The sequence below is a fragment of the Myxococcales bacterium genome, assembly GCA_016717005.1.
In the GTDB taxonomy this organism is placed as follows: Bacteria; Myxococcota_A; Polyangia; order Haliangiales; family Haliangiaceae; genus UBA2376.
Window position 1 is genome coordinate 343,309 of record JADJUF010000038.1, and the last position, 16,812, is coordinate 360,120.

18 protein-coding genes and 1 pseudogene are annotated in these 16,812 nt (G+C 74.4%); 11 read left to right on the forward strand and 8 right to left on the reverse strand.

What is annotated here, in order from left to right; translation table 11 throughout:
• Nucleotides 1-10: 10 nt before the first annotated feature.
• Nucleotides 11-709: a crotonase/enoyl-CoA hydratase family protein gene (locus IPL61_30460; GenBank protein ID MBK9035532.1), complete on the reverse strand. Its 699-nt coding sequence runs from the start codon at nt 707-709 to the stop codon at nt 11-13.
• Between the two features lie 240 nt (nt 710-949).
• Between IPL61_30460 and IPL61_30465 the strand changes: the two genes are divergently transcribed.
• Nucleotides 950-1,498 carry a hypothetical protein gene (locus IPL61_30465; GenBank protein ID MBK9035533.1) on the forward strand — a complete coding sequence of 183 codons (549 nt, stop codon included), beginning with the start codon at nt 950-952 and terminating at the stop codon, nt 1,496-1,498.
• A 40-nt stretch (nt 1,499-1,538) separates the two neighbouring features.
• Here the strand turns inward: IPL61_30465 and IPL61_30470 are convergent, their stop codons facing one another.
• The 5 genes from IPL61_30470 to IPL61_30490 all read right to left on the reverse strand — a co-directional run bounded on the left by IPL61_30470 (nt 1,539) and on the right by IPL61_30490 (nt 8,175).
• A complete protein-coding gene (locus IPL61_30470) occupies nt 1,539-2,549 on the reverse strand; it encodes a hypothetical protein (protein ID MBK9035534.1) in 1,011 nt (336 codons plus the stop codon).
• Between the two features lie 11 nt (nt 2,550-2,560).
• Complete coding sequence (locus tag IPL61_30475) at nt 2,561-3,691, reverse strand: hypothetical protein (GenBank protein MBK9035535.1); 1,131 nt, start codon at nt 3,689-3,691, stop codon at nt 2,561-2,563.
• The gene (locus IPL61_30480; protein MBK9035536.1) at nt 3,691-5,928 is read right to left on the reverse strand and encodes a VWA domain-containing protein; all 2,238 of its coding nucleotides are present in this window, start codon (nt 5,926-5,928) and stop codon (nt 3,691-3,693) included. The genes IPL61_30475 and IPL61_30480 overlap by 1 nt, the downstream gene beginning before the upstream one ends.
• A 232-nt stretch (nt 5,929-6,160) precedes the next feature.
• Nucleotides 6,161-7,438, reverse strand: coding sequence for an MFS transporter (locus IPL61_30485; GenBank protein ID MBK9035537.1), 1,278 nt, complete (start codon nt 7,436-7,438; stop codon nt 6,161-6,163).
• A 74-nt stretch (nt 7,439-7,512) separates the two neighbouring features.
• The gene (locus IPL61_30490) at nt 7,513-8,175 is read right to left on the reverse strand and encodes a hypothetical protein (GenBank protein ID MBK9035538.1); all 663 of its coding nucleotides are present in this window, start codon (nt 8,173-8,175) and stop codon (nt 7,513-7,515) included.
• A 243-nt stretch (nt 8,176-8,418) separates the two neighbouring features.
• Here IPL61_30490 and IPL61_30495 point away from each other — a divergent pair, with 243 nt between their 5' ends.
• The 4 genes from IPL61_30495 to IPL61_30510 all read left to right on the forward strand — a co-directional run bounded on the left by IPL61_30495 (nt 8,419) and on the right by IPL61_30510 (nt 11,700).
• A complete protein-coding gene (locus tag IPL61_30495; GenBank protein ID MBK9035539.1) occupies nt 8,419-8,646 on the forward strand; it encodes a hypothetical protein in 228 nt (75 codons plus the stop codon).
• A 191-nt stretch (nt 8,647-8,837) separates the two neighbouring features.
• Nucleotides 8,838-9,128, forward strand: a complete 291-nt coding sequence (locus IPL61_30500) for a hypothetical protein (protein MBK9035540.1) — start codon at nt 8,838-8,840, stop codon at nt 9,126-9,128.
• A 197-nt stretch (nt 9,129-9,325) separates the two neighbouring features.
• Entirely contained in the window at nt 9,326-10,576 is a 1,251-nt protein-coding gene (locus tag IPL61_30505; GenBank protein ID MBK9035541.1) for a hypothetical protein, read from the forward strand.
• Between the two features lie 41 nt (nt 10,577-10,617).
• Complete coding sequence (locus tag IPL61_30510; GenBank protein MBK9035542.1) at nt 10,618-11,700, forward strand: endonuclease; 1,083 nt, start codon at nt 10,618-10,620, stop codon at nt 11,698-11,700.
• 74 nt (nt 11,701-11,774) lie between these two features.
• Here IPL61_30510 and IPL61_30515 read toward each other — a convergent pair whose 3' ends face one another.
• On the reverse strand, nt 11,775-12,209 hold the full coding sequence (locus IPL61_30515; GenBank protein MBK9035543.1) for a hypothetical protein: 435 nt from the start codon (nt 12,207-12,209) through the stop codon (nt 11,775-11,777).
• Between the two features lie 104 nt (nt 12,210-12,313).
• Between IPL61_30515 and IPL61_30520 the strand changes: the two genes are divergently transcribed.
• The 4 genes and pseudogenes from IPL61_30520 (at nt 12,314) to IPL61_30535 (ending at nt 14,262) form a co-directional block, all read left to right on the forward strand.
• On the forward strand, nt 12,314-12,556 hold the full coding sequence (locus tag IPL61_30520) for a hypothetical protein (protein ID MBK9035544.1): 243 nt from the start codon (nt 12,314-12,316) through the stop codon (nt 12,554-12,556).
• Nucleotides 12,553-13,344: pseudogene (locus tag IPL61_30525) on the forward strand (sterol desaturase family protein). The gene IPL61_30520 and the pseudogene IPL61_30525 overlap by 4 nt, the downstream one beginning before the upstream one ends.
• A gap of 17 nt (nt 13,345-13,361) precedes the next feature.
• Complete coding sequence (locus tag IPL61_30530; protein ID MBK9035545.1) at nt 13,362-13,613, forward strand: zinc ribbon domain-containing protein; 252 nt, start codon at nt 13,362-13,364, stop codon at nt 13,611-13,613.
• 49 nt (nt 13,614-13,662) lie between these two features.
• The gene (locus IPL61_30535; GenBank protein MBK9035546.1) at nt 13,663-14,262 is read left to right on the forward strand and encodes a hypothetical protein; all 600 of its coding nucleotides are present in this window, start codon (nt 13,663-13,665) and stop codon (nt 14,260-14,262) included.
• Here the strand turns inward: IPL61_30535 and IPL61_30540 are convergent.
• Nucleotides 14,216-15,436, reverse strand: a complete 1,221-nt coding sequence (locus IPL61_30540; GenBank protein ID MBK9035547.1) for a hypothetical protein — start codon at nt 15,434-15,436, stop codon at nt 14,216-14,218. The two genes, IPL61_30535 and IPL61_30540, sit on opposite strands and share 47 nt — an antisense overlap.
• Nucleotides 15,437-15,471: 35 nt before the next feature.
• Here IPL61_30540 and IPL61_30545 point away from each other — a divergent pair, with 35 nt between their 5' ends.
• Nucleotides 15,472-16,143 (forward strand): hypothetical protein, encoded by a 672-nt coding sequence (locus IPL61_30545; GenBank protein MBK9035548.1) that lies wholly within the window; start codon nt 15,472-15,474, stop codon nt 16,141-16,143.
• An 80-nt stretch (nt 16,144-16,223) separates the two neighbouring features.
• Nucleotides 16,224-16,787 carry a hypothetical protein gene (locus IPL61_30550; protein ID MBK9035549.1) on the forward strand — a complete coding sequence of 188 codons (564 nt, stop codon included), beginning with the start codon at nt 16,224-16,226 and terminating at the stop codon, nt 16,785-16,787.
• The last annotated feature ends 25 nt before the right edge of the window (nt 16,788-16,812 follow it).

The following is a 16,812-nucleotide window of genomic DNA, read 5'->3' on the forward strand; positions in this document are numbered from 1 at the left end:
GCAGCCCGGGCTACTTGCCGAGCGCGCGCTGGACGTCGGCGGCGTGGCCGTCGCGGATGAACTTCGCGACGTCGGCGCGGAGGCGCTGCTTGGTGCCGGAGTACGCGGCGCGGGGCAGCGCGGCCAGGCGCTTGGCCTCGGCGAGCGCGGTCGGGGCCAGCGCGTCGACGGCGACGACCTGATCGAGGTAGCCAGCGGCCTTGGCCTCGGTCGGGTTGTAGATCTGCGCCAGCAAGGTCGCGCGCGTCAGCTCGGTCGGCAGCAGGCGCGCGCGCGCCAGCTCCATCGCGAGCAGCGGCACCGGCAGGCCGATCGCGACCTCGTTGAGGCCGAGCTTGTACGGGCCGTCGGCGCCGATCCGGACGTCGCCGGTGCACACCACCAGCACGCCGCCGGCCAGCGCGTGGCCGGACACCGCCATCACCACCGGCAGCGGGTACTCGAACAGCCGCAGCAGCAGCTCGGCGCCGCGGGTCAGGAGCGCGATCGCCTGCTCGGGGCCGCTCATCATCACGCGCAGGTCGAAGCCCGCGCAGAACTTGTCGGCCCGGCCGGTCAGCACCACCGCGCCGGCCTCGCGCTCGGCGCGCTCGAGCGCCGCGAGCAGCTCGTCGATCATCTGGATCGACAGCGCGTTGGCCTTGCCGTCGTCCATCGCGACGACGGCGACCTTGTCTTCCTGCGTGTAGCGGACCAGGGGCTCGGACATGGCGCGACCATACACGCGGCCTCGACGGCCGAGCGCCGGGGACAGGCGTGTAAGGCGGCGAACGCCTGACGCCGGCGCGGGCGGTGGTGAGGATTCGACACGCCCAAGGTCGCGGCGGCTGGTGCAAGTGAGCGACGCGTGGTCCTGGTCCGACCGTTGCTTGCGTTGACGGTCATGAGGGAGCTGACGCTGGCGTCGAGTGGGGAGGCGATGGCGAGTGTCCGGCGACGGTCGCGGCGGTTGACGGTCCCGTCGGGGTTGCTGCTGTTCGTGTGCCTGTTCCTCCCGGCGGCCGACAGCTGCAACGGCCCGATCGTGCCGCTGGAGTGGCCGCCGCTCTGGTGGCCGCACGTCATCGGCGGCCTCGCCGCGGGAAGTGCGCTTTGCGGCCGGCCGATCCCGTGGTCGCAGCTCGGCGCGATGCGCACCCGGGCCGTCGCGTGGCTGGGCGCGGGCCTGGTGTCGATGGGGTGGCTCGCGTGGCTGTGCCGCGACGGGGCCGTGCTCGTGGGCCTGCCGCTGGCGCTGGTCGCGGCCACCGGCCTCACGCTCGGGTGGCTGGTGTGGCTGCGCGATCTGCGCGCCGCGACATCCGTGCCGCGCGCCCGGCTTCGCGGGGCGCGCGGGGCTCGTCGCTGCGGCCTCGGGCTCACGGCCCTGGTGGCGCTGGAGCTCGTCGCGGTGCTCGCGGTCCTGCGCTACGTGCCGTTCGCCGCGCCGCCCCAGCCGCCGCTGCCGACGGTGCCGATCAACGCGCAGATGCTGTGCCTCGGCATGTGCGGGTGCTGATGCGCGCGCCGGGTACCCGGGCGCCCGGTCGATCAGCGGCTCACGGCCCGCAGGGGTACTCGACGCCCGACCAGGTGCCCTGGGTGCACTCCTCGTTGTCCCACCAGATGGTCTCGGTGAACAGCGGGGTGCTGGGCGTGCCGGGGCCGACGGCGTGGACCATGACCTGGCGGGGGCGGCCGGAGATGACGCCGACGACCCTGTCGCGCCAGGCGATGGCGCCGTCCCACTCGGTGACGCGCGCGACGTAGCCGTCGACCTCGGGGCCCTCGGTCAGCGCGAGCTCGGTGAAGTCGTCGCCGCGGCGCAGGCCGAGCACCTGCTCGTCGGCGGCGTTCAGCTCGCACTCGTCGGCGCTGTCGCCGACCAGCGCGCCGGCGACGACGGTGGTCAGCGCCTCGGCGCCGGCGTCGACCGAGACGACGCCGGTGCGGCCGTCGCGGCGCGTGCCGGCGAGGTTGCCCGCCGCCAGCCAACCGGCGACGTAGCGGCGTTGCACCAGGTCGGTGAGCGCCGCGGCGTCGGCCGGCAACGCGGCCATCTTCACCGGCGGCGCCGGCAGCCAGCGCAGATCGTTCGCGACGTCGGCGGCGGTGAACGCCACCGGCGCGATCGCGTCGTCGCAGCCGGTCAGCGGCGCGGCGTAGGTCATCGACGGCTCGCAGCCGCTGGTGTTGACGATCACCACCGGCTCGACCTTGGCGACGCACGTGCCCTTGGCGGTCAGCACGGTGACGGTCGCCGGCAGCGGGCCCAGCGCCGCGGCCTTGTCGGCCGGCGCCGGCATCGTCTTCCAGCAGTCGGTGTTCTCCTCCGCACACGCCGGGGCGGGCGGCGCCTCGTCGGGCGTGTCGCCGTACGGCTGGATCATGTGCAGCCACAGGTACGGCTTGCCGTCCTCGACCAGCACCGGCCGCATCGCGCCGGCGTGGCGGCTGAGCAGATCGGCGGGCGGCTCGGCGCCGCCGCTGCGGTTGCCGGGAGCGGCGGTGCCGCCGCTGTGACAGGCGGCGGCGGTGACGAGCACGAGCGAGCACGAGGCCAGGCGCATGGCCCTCAGTATCACAGCGTCACCCGCACCAGCCCGCCCTCGGTGCCGATCCACAGCGCGCCGCGCTCCTCGACGACGACGTGGACGTTGGGATCGGGCAGGGCCACGGGCGGCACGGTCACGGTGCCGTCGGCGGCGACGTGGTAGGCGCCGCCCTGCGCGCCGACCCAGGCGCCGGTGCCCGCGGCGTCGGCGCCGACGAACAAGAGCCACGCGGTCTCGAGGCCCGCGACCTGGGTCCACGCGCCGTCGGCGGCGCGGCGCAAGAGGCCGTGGCGCAGGGTCGCGACCCAGGGCTGACCGCCGATCAGCGCGACGTCGATGTGCCACGAGGTCGGCAGGCCGCTGACGCGGTCGTGGATCACCACGTCGTCGTCGCCGACCGGCTGCAGCACGCCGCGATCCTCCGAGGTCACCCACAGGCCGGCGCGATCCGCGGCCACCGCCTGCAGCGCGCGCGCGCCGCCGAGCTTCCACCGGGTCCGGGCCCGGCGGGCGCCCTTGCCGACCGGCAGCCGCCACAGCGCGCCGGGCATGGTCGCGTAGAGCTCGTTGCCGACCAGCGCCAGGTCGTTCCAGCCGGTGTCGACGATGCCCTTCCAGCGCGCGAAGTGGACGCCGTCCTTCGACACGTACAGGCCCTCGCTGGCCGCGACCACCAGGCCGCGCGGGGTGACGATCAGATCGTTGGCCATGCGGAAGTCGGTGGTCGGCGTGACCCAGCGGTCACCGTCGAGCCAGCACACGCCGCGATCGAAGGTCGCGACCCAGGTGTGCTTCTTCCAGGTGGTGATCGCGACCACGTGGTTGCCGCAGATCTGCCCGGTCGGCGTCAGCCGCCGCGGGCTCGCGCCGTCGAGCCACACGCCGTTGCCGGCGGTGCCGACGACGGTGCCGATCGACGTGGTCACGCGGACGGTCTCGCGGGCGCCCTGGTAGCGCGGCGCCACCGCCAGCCCGGTGGCCGCGGGCGGCGGCGCCATCGTGACCTCGGTCCGGGCCAGGGTCGCCAGGTCGTAGCGCTCGCGGCCGCCGGTGGTGCTGACCCAGAGCGCGCCGTCGCGCTCCTCGATCGCCGCGACCGTCTCGGTGTTGGTGTACGCCGCGGTCGCGGCGGCGATCGCCAGGACCGCGGCCAGCATCACTGCACCACCACGTCGAGGACCCGGTCGGCCTCGTTGCGGGCGCTGTCGGCGGCGACGATGCGCAGGCTGTGGTCGCCGACGCCGAGCGGCAGCACCGCCTCGAACTCGCTCGGGCCGACCTGGGTGAAGGTGACGCGCAGGGTCGGGTCGGTGACGCCGCCGGCGATGACGCTGGTGACGCCGGCCGACGCGGTCACGTGGACGAGCACGCCGGCGTCGGTCTGGGTCATCGTCACCAGGAAGTCGGGCTCGCTCGCGTCGATGGTGTACTTGGCCTTGGCGATCTCGATGGTGCCGTCGGCGCGGACGATGACGATCTTGGCGAAGTAGACGCCGTCGACCACGTCCTTGGGCACCAGGAACCGGACCTTCCACTGCTCGTCGTGGGTGTCCCACTCGAGGTCCTTGGTCAGGCCGAACGGGAACTGCGCGGTCACCTGCACGGCGTCCTTGGGCGCGCGGATCGACAGGACCGGGTCGCCGGGGGGCATGTCGTCACGCGACAGCGCTGCGGCGTCCTTGTGCGCGGCCTGGATCGCCTTCTTGCGGGCGCGGGCGTCGGCCAGGGTCTGGGCGGTCGCGTCGGTGAGCTCCTCCTCGGGCAGCGCCAGGAACGACGTGTACGGGGTCACCAGGTTGTACGCCAGCGCCAGCTCGATCGCCTCGTTCTTGAGCTCGTCGGTCTCGCCGGTGAGCGCGATCTGCTGCAGCAGGTCCTCGACCCGGGCGCCGGCCCACTGCCGGCCGACCCAGGTGCGGCGCTCGGCCGCGGGCAGCGCGACGTGGACCGTGCGCTGGACCCGCTTGCCGTCGATGGTGCCGGTCACGACCAGGTCGCCGCTCCTGGGCAGGCGGGCCGAGACCACGAGCTCCTCACCGCGGGCCAGGTCGGGCAGGGTGCGCGGGTACATGCGCTGAGCGCCGTCGACCTTGAGATCGATCATGACCGGGTGGTCGATGCGCTCGAACACCTCGACCACCGCGTGCTCGACCGACGCCACGTCGGGGATGAACGTGAACCGGCCGCGCTTCTCGGCCGCGAGCCGGGCCAGGAGCGGCTTCTCGACGCCGCTGCCCAGGCCGATCGTGTAGACGCGGGCGTCGCCGGCGTCGGCGCGCGCCACCTTGAGCGCGGCCTGGGCGTCGCTCTGGCCGTCGGTGAGGAACAGGATCACGTCGGGGCGGTCGTCCTGGACCTGGGCCGCGAGCGCCTTGTCGAGCGCGAGCGCGATCTCGGTGCCGCCGTCGGACGTGATCTTGGCGACGTAGGCCTTGGCCTCGGCGCGGACCGCGTCGGTGACCGGCCTGGGCGTCGGGTAGAGCGCGTCGACGGTGTCGTCGAACATGAGCACGTTGACGCGATCCTCCGGCTTGAGGCGATCGAGCACCTTGTCGGCCGCGGCGAGCGCGTGGGCCATCGGGTCGCCCTGCATCGAGCCCGAGTGGTCGATCACCAGCGTGATGTCCTTGGGCGCGACCTTGGTGGTGGCGTCGTCGGGGGCGGTCATCGACAGCAGCACGTACGCGTCCTGGTCGACGTCGCGGTGCACCCGCGCGCGCACGGTCAGCGGCTGCTCCTTGACGCGGACGTTGACGACCAGCTCGCCCTTGCCGGTGGCGGTGAGCTTGCTGCCAACCCGGGTCAGGGCGTGGGTCGGCGAGTCGATCGCGAGGAGGTCGCGGTCGTCGGTGACGTCGAGCTCGATCGTGGCGCGGGCGTCGCCGAGCGGCAGCCGGTACTCGAAGTGGTCGCCGGTCCGGGCGAGGTAGCGGCCGAACTTGACCTCGACCTTCTTCTCCTCGCGCGCGGTGATCGGGAACACCCGGAACGCGAACGCGCCCTCGCCGACCTGCTCGAACAGGCCGGGGTCGCGGCCGAGGCCGGTGATCTCGCCGTAGATCTCGGCGGCGACCGCCTTCTCGAACACCTCGCCGACGATCTTCTTGGTGCCGTTCCAGTAGGCGAACCCGCTGACGCGGGCGCCCTCGCCGAGCTGGAGCTGGTAACGGCCCTCGAGCTGGTCGTCGGTCTTGTTGAGGAACGTCTGCGTCAGGGTCGACTCGGCGAACTGGCGGTCGAGCTTGACCGTCAGCGAGGTCGACACCATCGGCAGCGGCTGGGCCGGCTCCTCGGACCGCGGGTCGGCCGCCTCCAGGAACGACTGGGCCGCGGCGACCGACGGCAGGAGGAGGACGGCGAGGAAGGCGGGCAGGGTGGATGATCTGGGCGGCATGCCCCCATGCCAAAGCACGACCTGGGCCGAGGTGAGATCCCAGGCGACATGCGCACCTACGGGCGGTCGTGGGCTCGGGGCCACGCTGGTCGTGGCCGACGAGACGCGCGGTCAGGCGACGGCGCGGGCCGTCGTGGCGGTCGCGGCCCCGGGGCCAGCTCGGGCGCGGCGCGGCCGACGGTCGCGGCGATCGTGGCTCGGGTCAGCCCGGGGCGCGGTCGCGCGGCCGCGGTCAGGTGACGGCGCGGTCGGCGGTCGCGGCGATCGTCGCGCGGGTCAGCTCGGGCAGCCGCGGCAGGAACAGGGCGACCGCGACCAGGGTCGCCACGCCGCCGATCGCCACCGCGGCGGGCGCGCCGAGGTGCGCGGCCACGACCCCGCCGCCGAGCGCGCCGAACGGCGCCATCCCGAAGAACGCCATCGTGTAGAAGCTCATCACGCGGCCGCGCTTGTCCTCGTCGACCAGCGTCTGCACCAGCGTGTTGGTGGCGGCCATCGTCGTCATCATGCCGGCGCCGGTCGCGACCAGGAGCGGCAGCGACAGCCACAGCCAGCGCGACAGCGCGAAGCCGCACAGGCCCAGGCCGAACGCCGCGGCGGCGCCGACCAGCTGGCGCTCGAGGCCACGCACGCTCGGGCGCGCCGCCAGCCACAGCGCGCCGGTGACCGCGCCCAGCCCGACCGCGCCGGTGCACAGGCCCAGCACGTGGGGCCCGCCGCCGAGGACGTCGGTCGCGAACACCGGCATCAGCACCATGTACGGCACGCCGGTCAGGCTCACCATCGCCAGCAGCATCAGCAGCGCGCGGATCGAGCCGAACGCCCACGCGTAGCGCAGGCCGGCGCGCAGGTCGGCGAGCACCTGGGTGCGCACCGACGGGCGCGGGCGCCGCGCGATCCGCATCGCCAGGAGCGACGCGATCACCGCCAGGTAGCTGATCGCGTCGATCGCGAAGCACCAGCCCTCGCCGACCGCGGCGATCAGCACGCCGGCGATCGACGGGCCGACCAGGCGCGCGCTGTTGACCAGGGTCGAGTTGAGCGCGATCGCGTTGGGCAGATCGGCGCGATCCTCGATCAGCTCGACCACCATCGCCTGGCGGGCCGGCGTGTCGAACGCGTTGATCAGGCCCTGGCACGCGGCGAGCGCCAGCACGTGCGCGACGGTGATCGTGTCGGTCAGCGCCAGCGCCGCCAGCGCCGCCGACTGCGCCAGCGACAACACCTGCGTCACGACCAGCACCCGGTGGCGGTCCCAGCGATCGACCAGCACGCCGGCCAGCGGCGCCAGCAGGAACGTCGGCAGCTGCCCGGCGAAGCCGACCACGCCCAGCATCGCCTCCGAGCGGGTCAGCCGGAACACCAGCCACCCGAGCGCCACGCGCGTGATCCAGGTGCCGATCATCGACGTGCCCTGGCCGACGAAGAACAGCCGGTAGTTGCGGTGGCGCAGCGCCCGGCCCAGCGTCCGCGTCAGCGCGGTGGCGGGCGGAGACGCGGGCGCGGACATCGGCGCTGAGGCTACCGGACCCGGTCACCGCGCGCGACCACGCCGCTGTGAGGTTCAGGGCCCGCGGCGTCAGGTCACAGCGGCGGGAACGCGTCGCACTCGCACACGTAGATGTTGTTGCTGTCGCCGCACGGCTTGTCCTCGTACGTGAACGCGTTCTTGAACCGCACGCAGTTCTCGCCGGTCCCGCCGTTGGGATCGCCGTTGTCCCAGGGCGGCTGCTGGCCGACCACCGGGTAGCCGCCGGTGGGCTCAGCCGTGACCCAGACGAACGTCCCCTCGACCAGGGCGTCGGTCAGGCCGACCCAGGAGTTGCCGCCGATCGCCGGCGGGCTGGTCAAGGCCAGGCGCTCGGCGTCGTTGGCGATCACGATCAGGTGGGTGAAGCCCGTGAACCCGCCGGCGGCATCGTCGTTGTCGCAGTCGGCGGCGGCCTGCGCCCAGGTCGCGGTGCTGGTGACCTCGCGGTAGCGCGAGGTCGAGGTGCCGAGGGGGCCGTAGCCGGCGGGGCACATCGGCAGGGTCGCGTCGATCGGCAGCGCGTCGATCGGCAGCGCGTCGATCGGGCGCGCGTCGATCAGCCGTGCGTCGACCAACCCGGCGTCCGCGTCCGCGGCGTCGGGATCGACCGCGCCGTCGGGGCCTGGCCCGCTGTCGTCCACCGCCGCGTCGTCGCGGGCCGCGTCCTCGGACGTCAGCCCGGCCGGGTGAAAGCCACACCCGGCCAGCGTCGCCATCACACCCAGCGCAACAGGTCGCACCACCATCACCACGGTAGCTGGGCTCGGGTGGTGGGCGCAAGACCAGATGCCGATCCGGCGGCGACGAGGTCGGTCCGCCTGCTACCCATGGGCAGCGACGGACGCGCGCCCGGTCGGGCGACCTCGGTGATCTCGGGCGCGTACCGGTGGCACGGGTCCTGCTGTACGCCGAGCCCTGGGCGGCGCCGCCGCTCGTCCCCCCACCCTCAGGAGCCCGCCATGTCCTCGCCCATCGCCACTGCGTTCACGTCCATCGATCCCGCCAGCCTCGTCGCCGTGACCGGAGGCGCGTCGAGCAAGGCGGCCACCGACGAGCGGCTGATGGACAAGCTGACCAGCATCACCAGCGCGATCGCCGACGTCGCGACGCGCCAGCAGCAGCCTCAGGGCGGCGACGCCATGGGCCAGCTCATGCCGATCGTCGCGATGAAGATGATGAAGCGTTGAGCGTTACGCGGTGGGCGCTACCCGCGGGTAACGACCTGCGGTGCCGCCCCCCGGATCGAGTCGCCGATCCACGCGATCCGTGGCGGATCGACCCTGGCACGCCGCCTGCTTTTGCTTCTGACACGCGGCGCCGCGGCGCCGCACTCCTCCTCTGACCCGGTGCCCTCCAACCCTCTGCGACAGGACGTGTCATGTCCGACAACACCAAGGCCCCCTTCGCCACCATCGACTCGGCCGCGCTCTCGACCGTCACCGGCGGGCGCCGCTCGGCCAGCTCGAGCCGCTCCGACCTCGACGACCGCATGATGGACATGCTCAACGGCATCGAGAGCGCCATCAAGGATCTGGGACGCGACCAGAACAAGGGCAGCGACGCGATGAGCCAGCTGATGCCGATCCTGGCGCTGTCGATGATGAACCAGCAGCAGCCCGTCGCCGCGCCGGTCGTCTGCCAGGGACGTCGCGGCAAGAAGGGCTGGTGAACGCCGGCGCGGCCGCGCGCTGTGCTCGACCGCCACCCATCCGCAGTGCTCGACCGCCACCCTCCCGCTCCCCTCCGGCGACGCCATCCCCTCGGCGCCCGCCGAGCCTGCGCCACGGCATCCCCGCCGGCGCGCGGGCGCTCGACCCCACGGCGGTCCGGTACGATCCGCGCGATGCGCGCTCGGGAGTCCTCGCGATGAGCCTGTGGATCCTCCAGATGATCGAGGAGCAGTTCCACCGGGACGCCGACGATCGCCCGCTGCGCGAGAGCCGCACGCCGGCCGCGCACCTGCGCCCCGACGATCTCCAGCACCGCACCTGTCCGTACGCCGGATCGCGGTTCCAGCACGCGCGCCCGATGAACGTCGCGGCGCTGCGCCAGACCTCGACCCACTGGAGCGACCTCGTCGACGCGCTGGCGCTGGTGCGCACGCTCCACGCCGAGCAGCGCGGCGACGGCCCGCCGGACCTGATGGACGTGTGGCGCACCAGCCAGCTCGCCGCGGCGCTGCCGTGGTTCTACATCCTGCGCAGCGAGGGCCGCGAGCGCGCGCCCGGGTTCGCGGCGGCGCTGGCCAAGGCCACGCAGGGTGTCGGCGTCTGGGCCCAAGAGCTCCTCGCCGAGACCCTCGCCCGCGGCGACGCGATCCCGACGCTGACCGCGGCGAAGATCCTGGCCTCGGCCGAGGCCACCGGCGCGCTGATCGGCGAGGTCGAGGTGTGCGCGGGGTCCGAGGCGATGCTGCGGCGGTTCTTCGAGACGCTGGTCGCCGGCGCGCCGGCGCTGACGACGGCGCCGCTCGTGCGGCTCGCGGCCGAGCGCGCCGAGGTGCTGCGGTTCGGCGCGCACTACGCGAACCTCAAGCTGCTGCTGTGGCTGCACGCGCTCGCGCGTCAGTTCGTCTACGCCGATCTGATCGCGGCGCTGGGTCCGACCCACGCGCTGGCGCCGGCGGTGCGCGGGCTGGCCGACGACGGGTGCGAGCCGTCCGACTTCGTGATGATCGGCCCCCCGGAACCGGCCGCGGTGCCGCGCGCCAGCCGCGCGGCGTGGCTGACCGGCCTCGCCGGCCTGGTGGTGCCGCTGGCGCCCGACGGCAGCGACGCGGCGCTCGTGACCGCGGCGCTGGCGCTGGCGCACGTGTCTGGCGCCGACGGGCCCGCCGCCGAGCGGGACGCGCTGGCCGCCGAGGTCATGGCGGTGACTGGCGTCGCGGCGGCGCCGGCGGCGCTGGCGGCGAGCGCGCTCGCGACCTTCGCGCGGCTCGACGCGATCCTCGGCGCGGTCGCGGCCACGGTCGAGGCCGGCTTCCGCGGCACCGTCGGTGCGGCGGCGCCGGCGCGCGCGTTCGACGCCGCCGCGCGCGATCGCCTGCAGGCGTCGCCGCCGCGCGCGGTGTTTGCGCGGCTGGCGCCGGTCGAGCTACCCGCGCGCTGCCCGCCGTGACCGGATGCGGGCCGGCGCACAGGCGGTATGCTCGTGCAACGATGTACCCGCGCGCCGCTGCTGGATCGATCCGCGCGGCGCTGTGCGCGATCGCGATGGTGGGCGCGTGCGGGGACAACCGGCACGCGTCGGTCGACGGCGGCGACGCCAGCGCGGTCGACGCGACGATCGATGGACCCGCGCTCGACGCGCGTGAGCTCGACGCCGCCGAGACCGACGCCGCCGAGGCCGACGCGGGTGAGCTCGACGCGGGTGAGCTCGACGCGGCCGAGCTCGACGCCCTCGCGGCTGACGCGCTCGAGGTCGACGCCGTCGCCATCGACGCGCCGGAGCTGCCGCTGCCGGTCCGCCTGCGCGTGGTCGCGTCGAACCTGACCAGCGGCAACTTCCAGGCCTACGAGCCGCCCGGGATCCGGATCCTCGACGGGCTCGACCCCGACGTCGCGTTGATCCAGGAGTTCAACGTCGGCACCAACACCCCGGCCGAGCTGCGCGCGTTCGTCGATCAGGCTTTCGGCCCGTCGTTCGGGTATACGCGCGAGAGCGGCGTGCAGATCGCCAACGGCGTCGTCAGCCGTTACCCGATCGTCGCGTCGGGGAGCTGGGACGATCCCCAGGTCGGCAACCGCGACTTCGCGTGGGCGCGGATCGACGTGCCGGGGCCGCGCGATCTGTGGGCGGTGAGCGTGCACCTGCTGACGACCTCAGCCAGCAACCGCAACGCCGAGGCCACGGCGCTGGTCGCGTACGTGCAGGCGCACGTGCCGGCGGCCGACCTCCTGGTCATCGGCGGCGACTTCAACACCGACAACCGCACCGAGGCCTGCGTCGCGACCCTGGCCGCGCTGGTCGACACGGCCGCGCCGCACCCGGTCGATCAGCTCGGCGACGGCGACACCAACGCCGGGCGGTCCAAGCCCTACGACTGGGTCCTCACCGACGCCGACCTGCGGCCGTACCAGGTCGCGGTCGCGATCGGCGCGTCGACCTACCCCGACGGCCTGGTGTTCGACAGCCGGGTCTACACGCCCCTGGCCGAGGTCGCGCCCGCGCTGGTGACCGACAGCGCCGCGCCGAGCATGCAGCACATGGCGGTCGTGAAGGACTTCACGATCACCGAGTGAGCGCCGCGCCGAGCACGCAGCACATGGCGGTCGTGACGGACTTCACGATCAGCGCGTGCCCGACGCCGCGATCTTCAGGCGCTGTTCTCCCAGGTCAGCACGCCGCGGGTGCGGGTGATCTCGATCGCCGCGCCGCTGTCGTCGAGCTGCGGCAGGTTGAACTCGACGTGGATCCAGGCCTCGGCGTTTTCGAGGTGCGCGACGACGACGATGTTGGTCGGCGCCTCACCCGAGCTGGTGCACCCCGCGAGGACCAGCTCGACGCGACCGCAGATCTCGGCCCAGGCCGCGTCGTCGCCGGGGAGCCGGCGCGGGAACGTGTGCTCCCACCAGTCGGGGGTGAACACCTGGCTGTCGACGCGCGGCAGCGGCACCAGGTAGCCCTCGAGCGCGCGCTGCGTCCGCGCGCCGCCGTCGACCTGGTTGCAGTAGGTCACGCCGGTGGCGGCGGGCACGATGATGACCGGGTTCGGCACGGCCCACAGGTGGATGCGCAGCTCGGACGACACGCGCCGATCATAGCTGGAACCGCGGCCGGCCGGTCGAGCGCGGCCCCCGCGATCCCTGACACCATCCTGACCGCGGCGGCCGGCGGGCGCGGCACCATCGGCGGATGCACCGCCTCTTCCAGGTCCTGGCCCTGGCGCTCGCGCTCGGGCTCCTGACGTTCCTCGCCTGCCGCGCGCAGTCGTCGTCGCAGTCCGCGCCCGCGCCCCACGCCAACGCTCCCGCGGCGACCGCCCCCACCGACGCTGGCGCCGTCGACGCCGCGCCCGCGCCGCCGCCGCCCGAGGTCTACCTGCCGGCGTCGAAGTCCGGCGGCGCGTTCATCGAGCACCAGCAGGCGCCGCGGTGACCGCGCTGGTCGTCATCGCCGCGCTCAGCCTGCTGCTGTTCGCGGTCATGTTCGTGCCGCTCGAGCGCGCGTTCCCGGCCCGCCCCGGGCAGCGCGCGTGGCGACGTGGCAGCGCGGTCGACCTGGCGTTCTTCGCCGGGCAGTACCTGCTGTGGAGCACGCTGGCGCTCCTGGTGCTGACCGCGGTGCGCGGCCAGCTCGACGGCTTCGTCCCCGGCGCCTGGCGTCGCGACGTCGCGGCGCTGCCGCTGGCGGCGCAGGTGGCGCTGGCGATCGTCGTCGGCGATCTGCTGGTCTACGCCTGGCATCGGGCGTGCCACGTGGTGCCGGTCTTATGGCGGTTCCACGCGGTCCACCACACCGCCGAGTCGCTCGACTGGCTGGCGGCGCACCGCGAGCACCCGCTCGACGGCGTCACCACGCAGCTGGTGCAGAACCTGCCGGCGATGGCGCTGGCGCTGTCGTTGCGCGACGTCGGCGCGCTGGTGGTGGTGCGCGGCGCCTGGGGCCTGTTCATCCACGCCAACGTGCGCCTCGACGTCGGCTGGCTGCGGTTCGTCCTCGGCGCACCCGCCTTGCACCACTACCACCACGCGCGCGACGTCGCGCCCGCCGCCAACTTCGCCAACCTGGCGCCGTGGATCGACGTCGTGTTCGGCACCTACCACCGCCCGACCGGGCCCGAGACCTACCCGCTGGGCGTGCCCGAGGACGCGCCGCGCGGCTACCTGGCGCTGCTGGCCTGGCCGTTCCGGCGCCGGGCGTGGGCCTTGCGCGCCGCGCCGGTCGACCCCATCGTGGATCCATGCCGACCTACGTCTACGAGACCGTCCCCGCCGACGGCAGCCCTGGCCAGGTCTTCGAGATCCAGCAGCGCATGGCCGATCCCGCCCTCGAGCGCCACCCCGACACCGGCGAGCCGGTCCAGCGCGTGCTGACCGCGCCATTCCTCGGCGGGTTCGCGGCGGGCAAGGCCGCCTGCGAGGCGCCGAGTTTCGGCGGCGGCTGCGGCATGGGCGCGTGCGGGATGGGCGGCTGCGGCTCGGACGAGTCCTGAGCCGCTGACCGGGTTGCGCGCGGGCGCGCGGGCCGCGCAAGCTCCACCGATGCGACCGCTGCTGGCGATCACGGGCAAGCGCTTCTCCGGCAAGGACACGTTCGCGGCGCTGCTGGTGCAGGCGGCGCGGGCGCGCGGCGTCGAGCTGGCGACCTACGCCTTCGCCGCCGAGAGCAAGCAGCTGTTCGCCGAGGCGCGCCGGGCGGCAGGCGTCGAGGTCGACGTGGCGCGGCTGAGCGCGGACCGCGCCTACAAGGAGCAGTGGCGCCCGGAATTGACGGCGTTCACGGTGGCCGCGCTCGCGGCGGATCCGCTGGTGTTCGTGCGCCGGGTGGCCGGGCACCTCGACGGCGATCCGCGGCCGGCGGTGATCTCCGACCTCCGGCTCGGGCTCGAGCTCGACTACCTGCGGCCGCGGTTCGCGCTGGTGGTCGTGCGGTTGCTCCGCGCCGACGGTGCCCGCGCAGCGTCGGGCTGGGTGTTCGACCCGGCCAAGGACCTGCACCACACCGAGACCGAGCTCGACGAGCCGGCGCTGTGGGACGAGACGATCGTCAACGACGGCACCGAGGCCGAGCTCGGCGCGCGGGCGGCGGCGGTGCTCACGCGGCTCGTGCCAGGATCCGCCGGGCCACGTAGCGACCGCTGACCATCGCCGCGACGATGCCGCGGAAGCGCCCGGTCGCGTCGCCCGCGACCCACACGCCCGGCGCGACCGCGAGCGCGCCGTCGTCGGTCGGATAGTCGCCGACGCCCTCGATCGCCGGGCCGTAGACCTGCACCGGCGCGTCGGTCGGCACCAGCGCGGTGAAGCGTCGCAGCGCCAGATCGACCAGCGCGGCGCCGGCGTCGCCGAACAGCGGCCGCAGCCGGGGCGGGCCCAGCCGGCGCCACTCGGCCAGCGCGAACGTCGTCGGCGCCGCCCCGGTGACCGCGCGCGCCAGCGCGGCGCCGAGCGCCGGATCGCTGGTGCGGATCATCAGCCCGACGTTGCTGCGCCCGGTCGGCGGCCCGTCGGCGCGGCCCGAGTACCCGCGCTGCCCGTCGCCCGCGCCCAGCAGCACCTCGCCCTGGCGACAGGTGCAGAAGGTCCGGATCTCGATCGCGCGCGCGGGATCGATGAAGCGGAGCTTGCCGTCGACGCCGGGCAGCGCCGCGAACAGCGGGCTGTCGGCGGCGGCCTCGAGCCGGACCCCGAACTCGACCCGTCGAAAGCTGTAGCGCGCACCGAGCCGGGCCTCGAGCCACGGCCGCACCGTCGTCGGCGACCAGCGCCCGGTCGCGACGACGAGGTGCCGGGTCCGGATCACCTCGCGGCGGGCGCCGTGGGCGAGGTCGAGCTGCAGCTCGTCGCCGACGCGGTCGACGTCGAGCACGCGCGCGCGCTGGACCACCTCGCCGCCGCGGCGCGCGAGCGCGTCGATCATCTGGAACCGCGCCGCGAGCGACACGTAGACCGATGGGTACGCCTTGGGCTGCCACGCGTCGACGGCGACCGGCGGCGCCGGCGCGGTCGGGAACGCGCCGGCGTCGACGCCGTGCTCGGCCAGGAGCGCGGAGGTCGCGGCGAACGCGGCCGCGACCCGCGCGGGGTCGGGCAGCGTCCACAGCGCGGTCGCCGACGGGAAGAACGAGTGCTTGCCGTCCGAGAACAGCCCGGCGCCGCCGGTGCCGGCCAGCAGATCGATCGGGTCGCGCCGATCCCGGGCCGGCGCGGCCGGGCCGGCCTCGACGGTCAGGCACCGGCCGTGCGCCGCCAGCTCGGCCGCCGCCGACAGGCCAGCCGGGCCCGCGCCGACGATGACGGTGTCGAAGGTGCGCACTATCCCGCGGCATCATCTCACGGCATGATCGCGGCATGGCGTCGGTGACTGGTCGCTTCGAGCTGCACGTGTTCGTCGAGCCCCTCGACCCGCCGCCCGACGTGGTCGAGCGCTTCCGCGCCGCGTGCGCGGCCGCCGAGCCGCCGATGAAGGCGCTGCTGCTCCGGCTCGACTACGTCGGGCGCGGCTACGTCGGCGTGCTCCAGACCTCGCGCTACGTCGTCGGCGACGTCGCCGCCGCCACCGCGGCCGCGCGCCACGACGCCGAGGTGCTGCGCCAGGCCGGGCTGGCCGTGATCCGCGAGAAGGTCGAGGCGGTCGCGACCTGCGACGGCGTGCCCCACACCGCCGCCGACGCCTTGCGCGCGCCGGCCGAGCGCTCGTTCGAGTTCCACCTGCTGGTCGATCGCCGCGCGGGCGGGCTGACCGACGACGATCACGCGGCGCTGGGGGCGCTGGCGATCGAGCTGGCCGGGCGGCTCGGCACGCTGGTGCCGCTCAGCTACAACGCGCTCAAGCCGTCGGGCCGGTTCCTCAACCTGCGCGTGCGCGACGTCGGGCTGGCCGAGGCGATGGTCCCGGTGCGCGCGATCGAGGCCGCCGTGGCGCGGCTGCCCGATCTCGAGGTCACCAAGGTGATCGCCGAGTACGTGTGCGCCGACTCGAACCGCGCCGTCGACAACGGCTGGCTCGAGCCGATGCCCTGAGGCGCGCCCGGTGTGCGCCGCAGCACGCCGGCGGCGGTTCTCGGTATCGCGACCGCACGCCCGGATCTATATTCGGGGACATGGGGAAGAACCTTCGACGAGGTGCGGCGGCGGTGGCCGTCGTGGGGCTGGTGGTGGTGGGTGCGCCGGGGCCCGCGCGGGCGTGCTCGCCGTGGGGGACGGCGCCGCTGGTGCTCGATCCGGCCTACGCCGACGACACCGTCGCGCCGACGCTCGCGGTGACGAGCTGGTCGGTGTGGCGCGGCGACGGATCGTGCGAGGGCACCGGCGCGATCGAGTTCACGCTGGCGCGCGCCGACGATCGCGCGCCCGCCGCGCAGCTCGGCACCGAGCTCACCCTGATCAGCGGGACCTGGCCGGGCCCGGCCATGCCCGAGGGGCCGCGCGTCCAGCCGCTCAACCCAGAGCTGTCGCTGTACTTCAACGACCGCGGTCAGGACATCGACGTCGAGCTCGAGCTCCGCGCGGTCGATCTCAACGGCAACCGCAGCGCCCCGGTGACCGTGCGGATCACCGACGACGTAGGCTCCGGCGGCTGCGCGGCGGGCGGCGGCGGCGGCGCGGGTGGGGCGGCGCTGCTCGGCCTGGCGGCGATCGGCGCGCGGCGCCGGCGCGCGCGCTGACCACGGCGCCCTGAGTCTAGCGGGC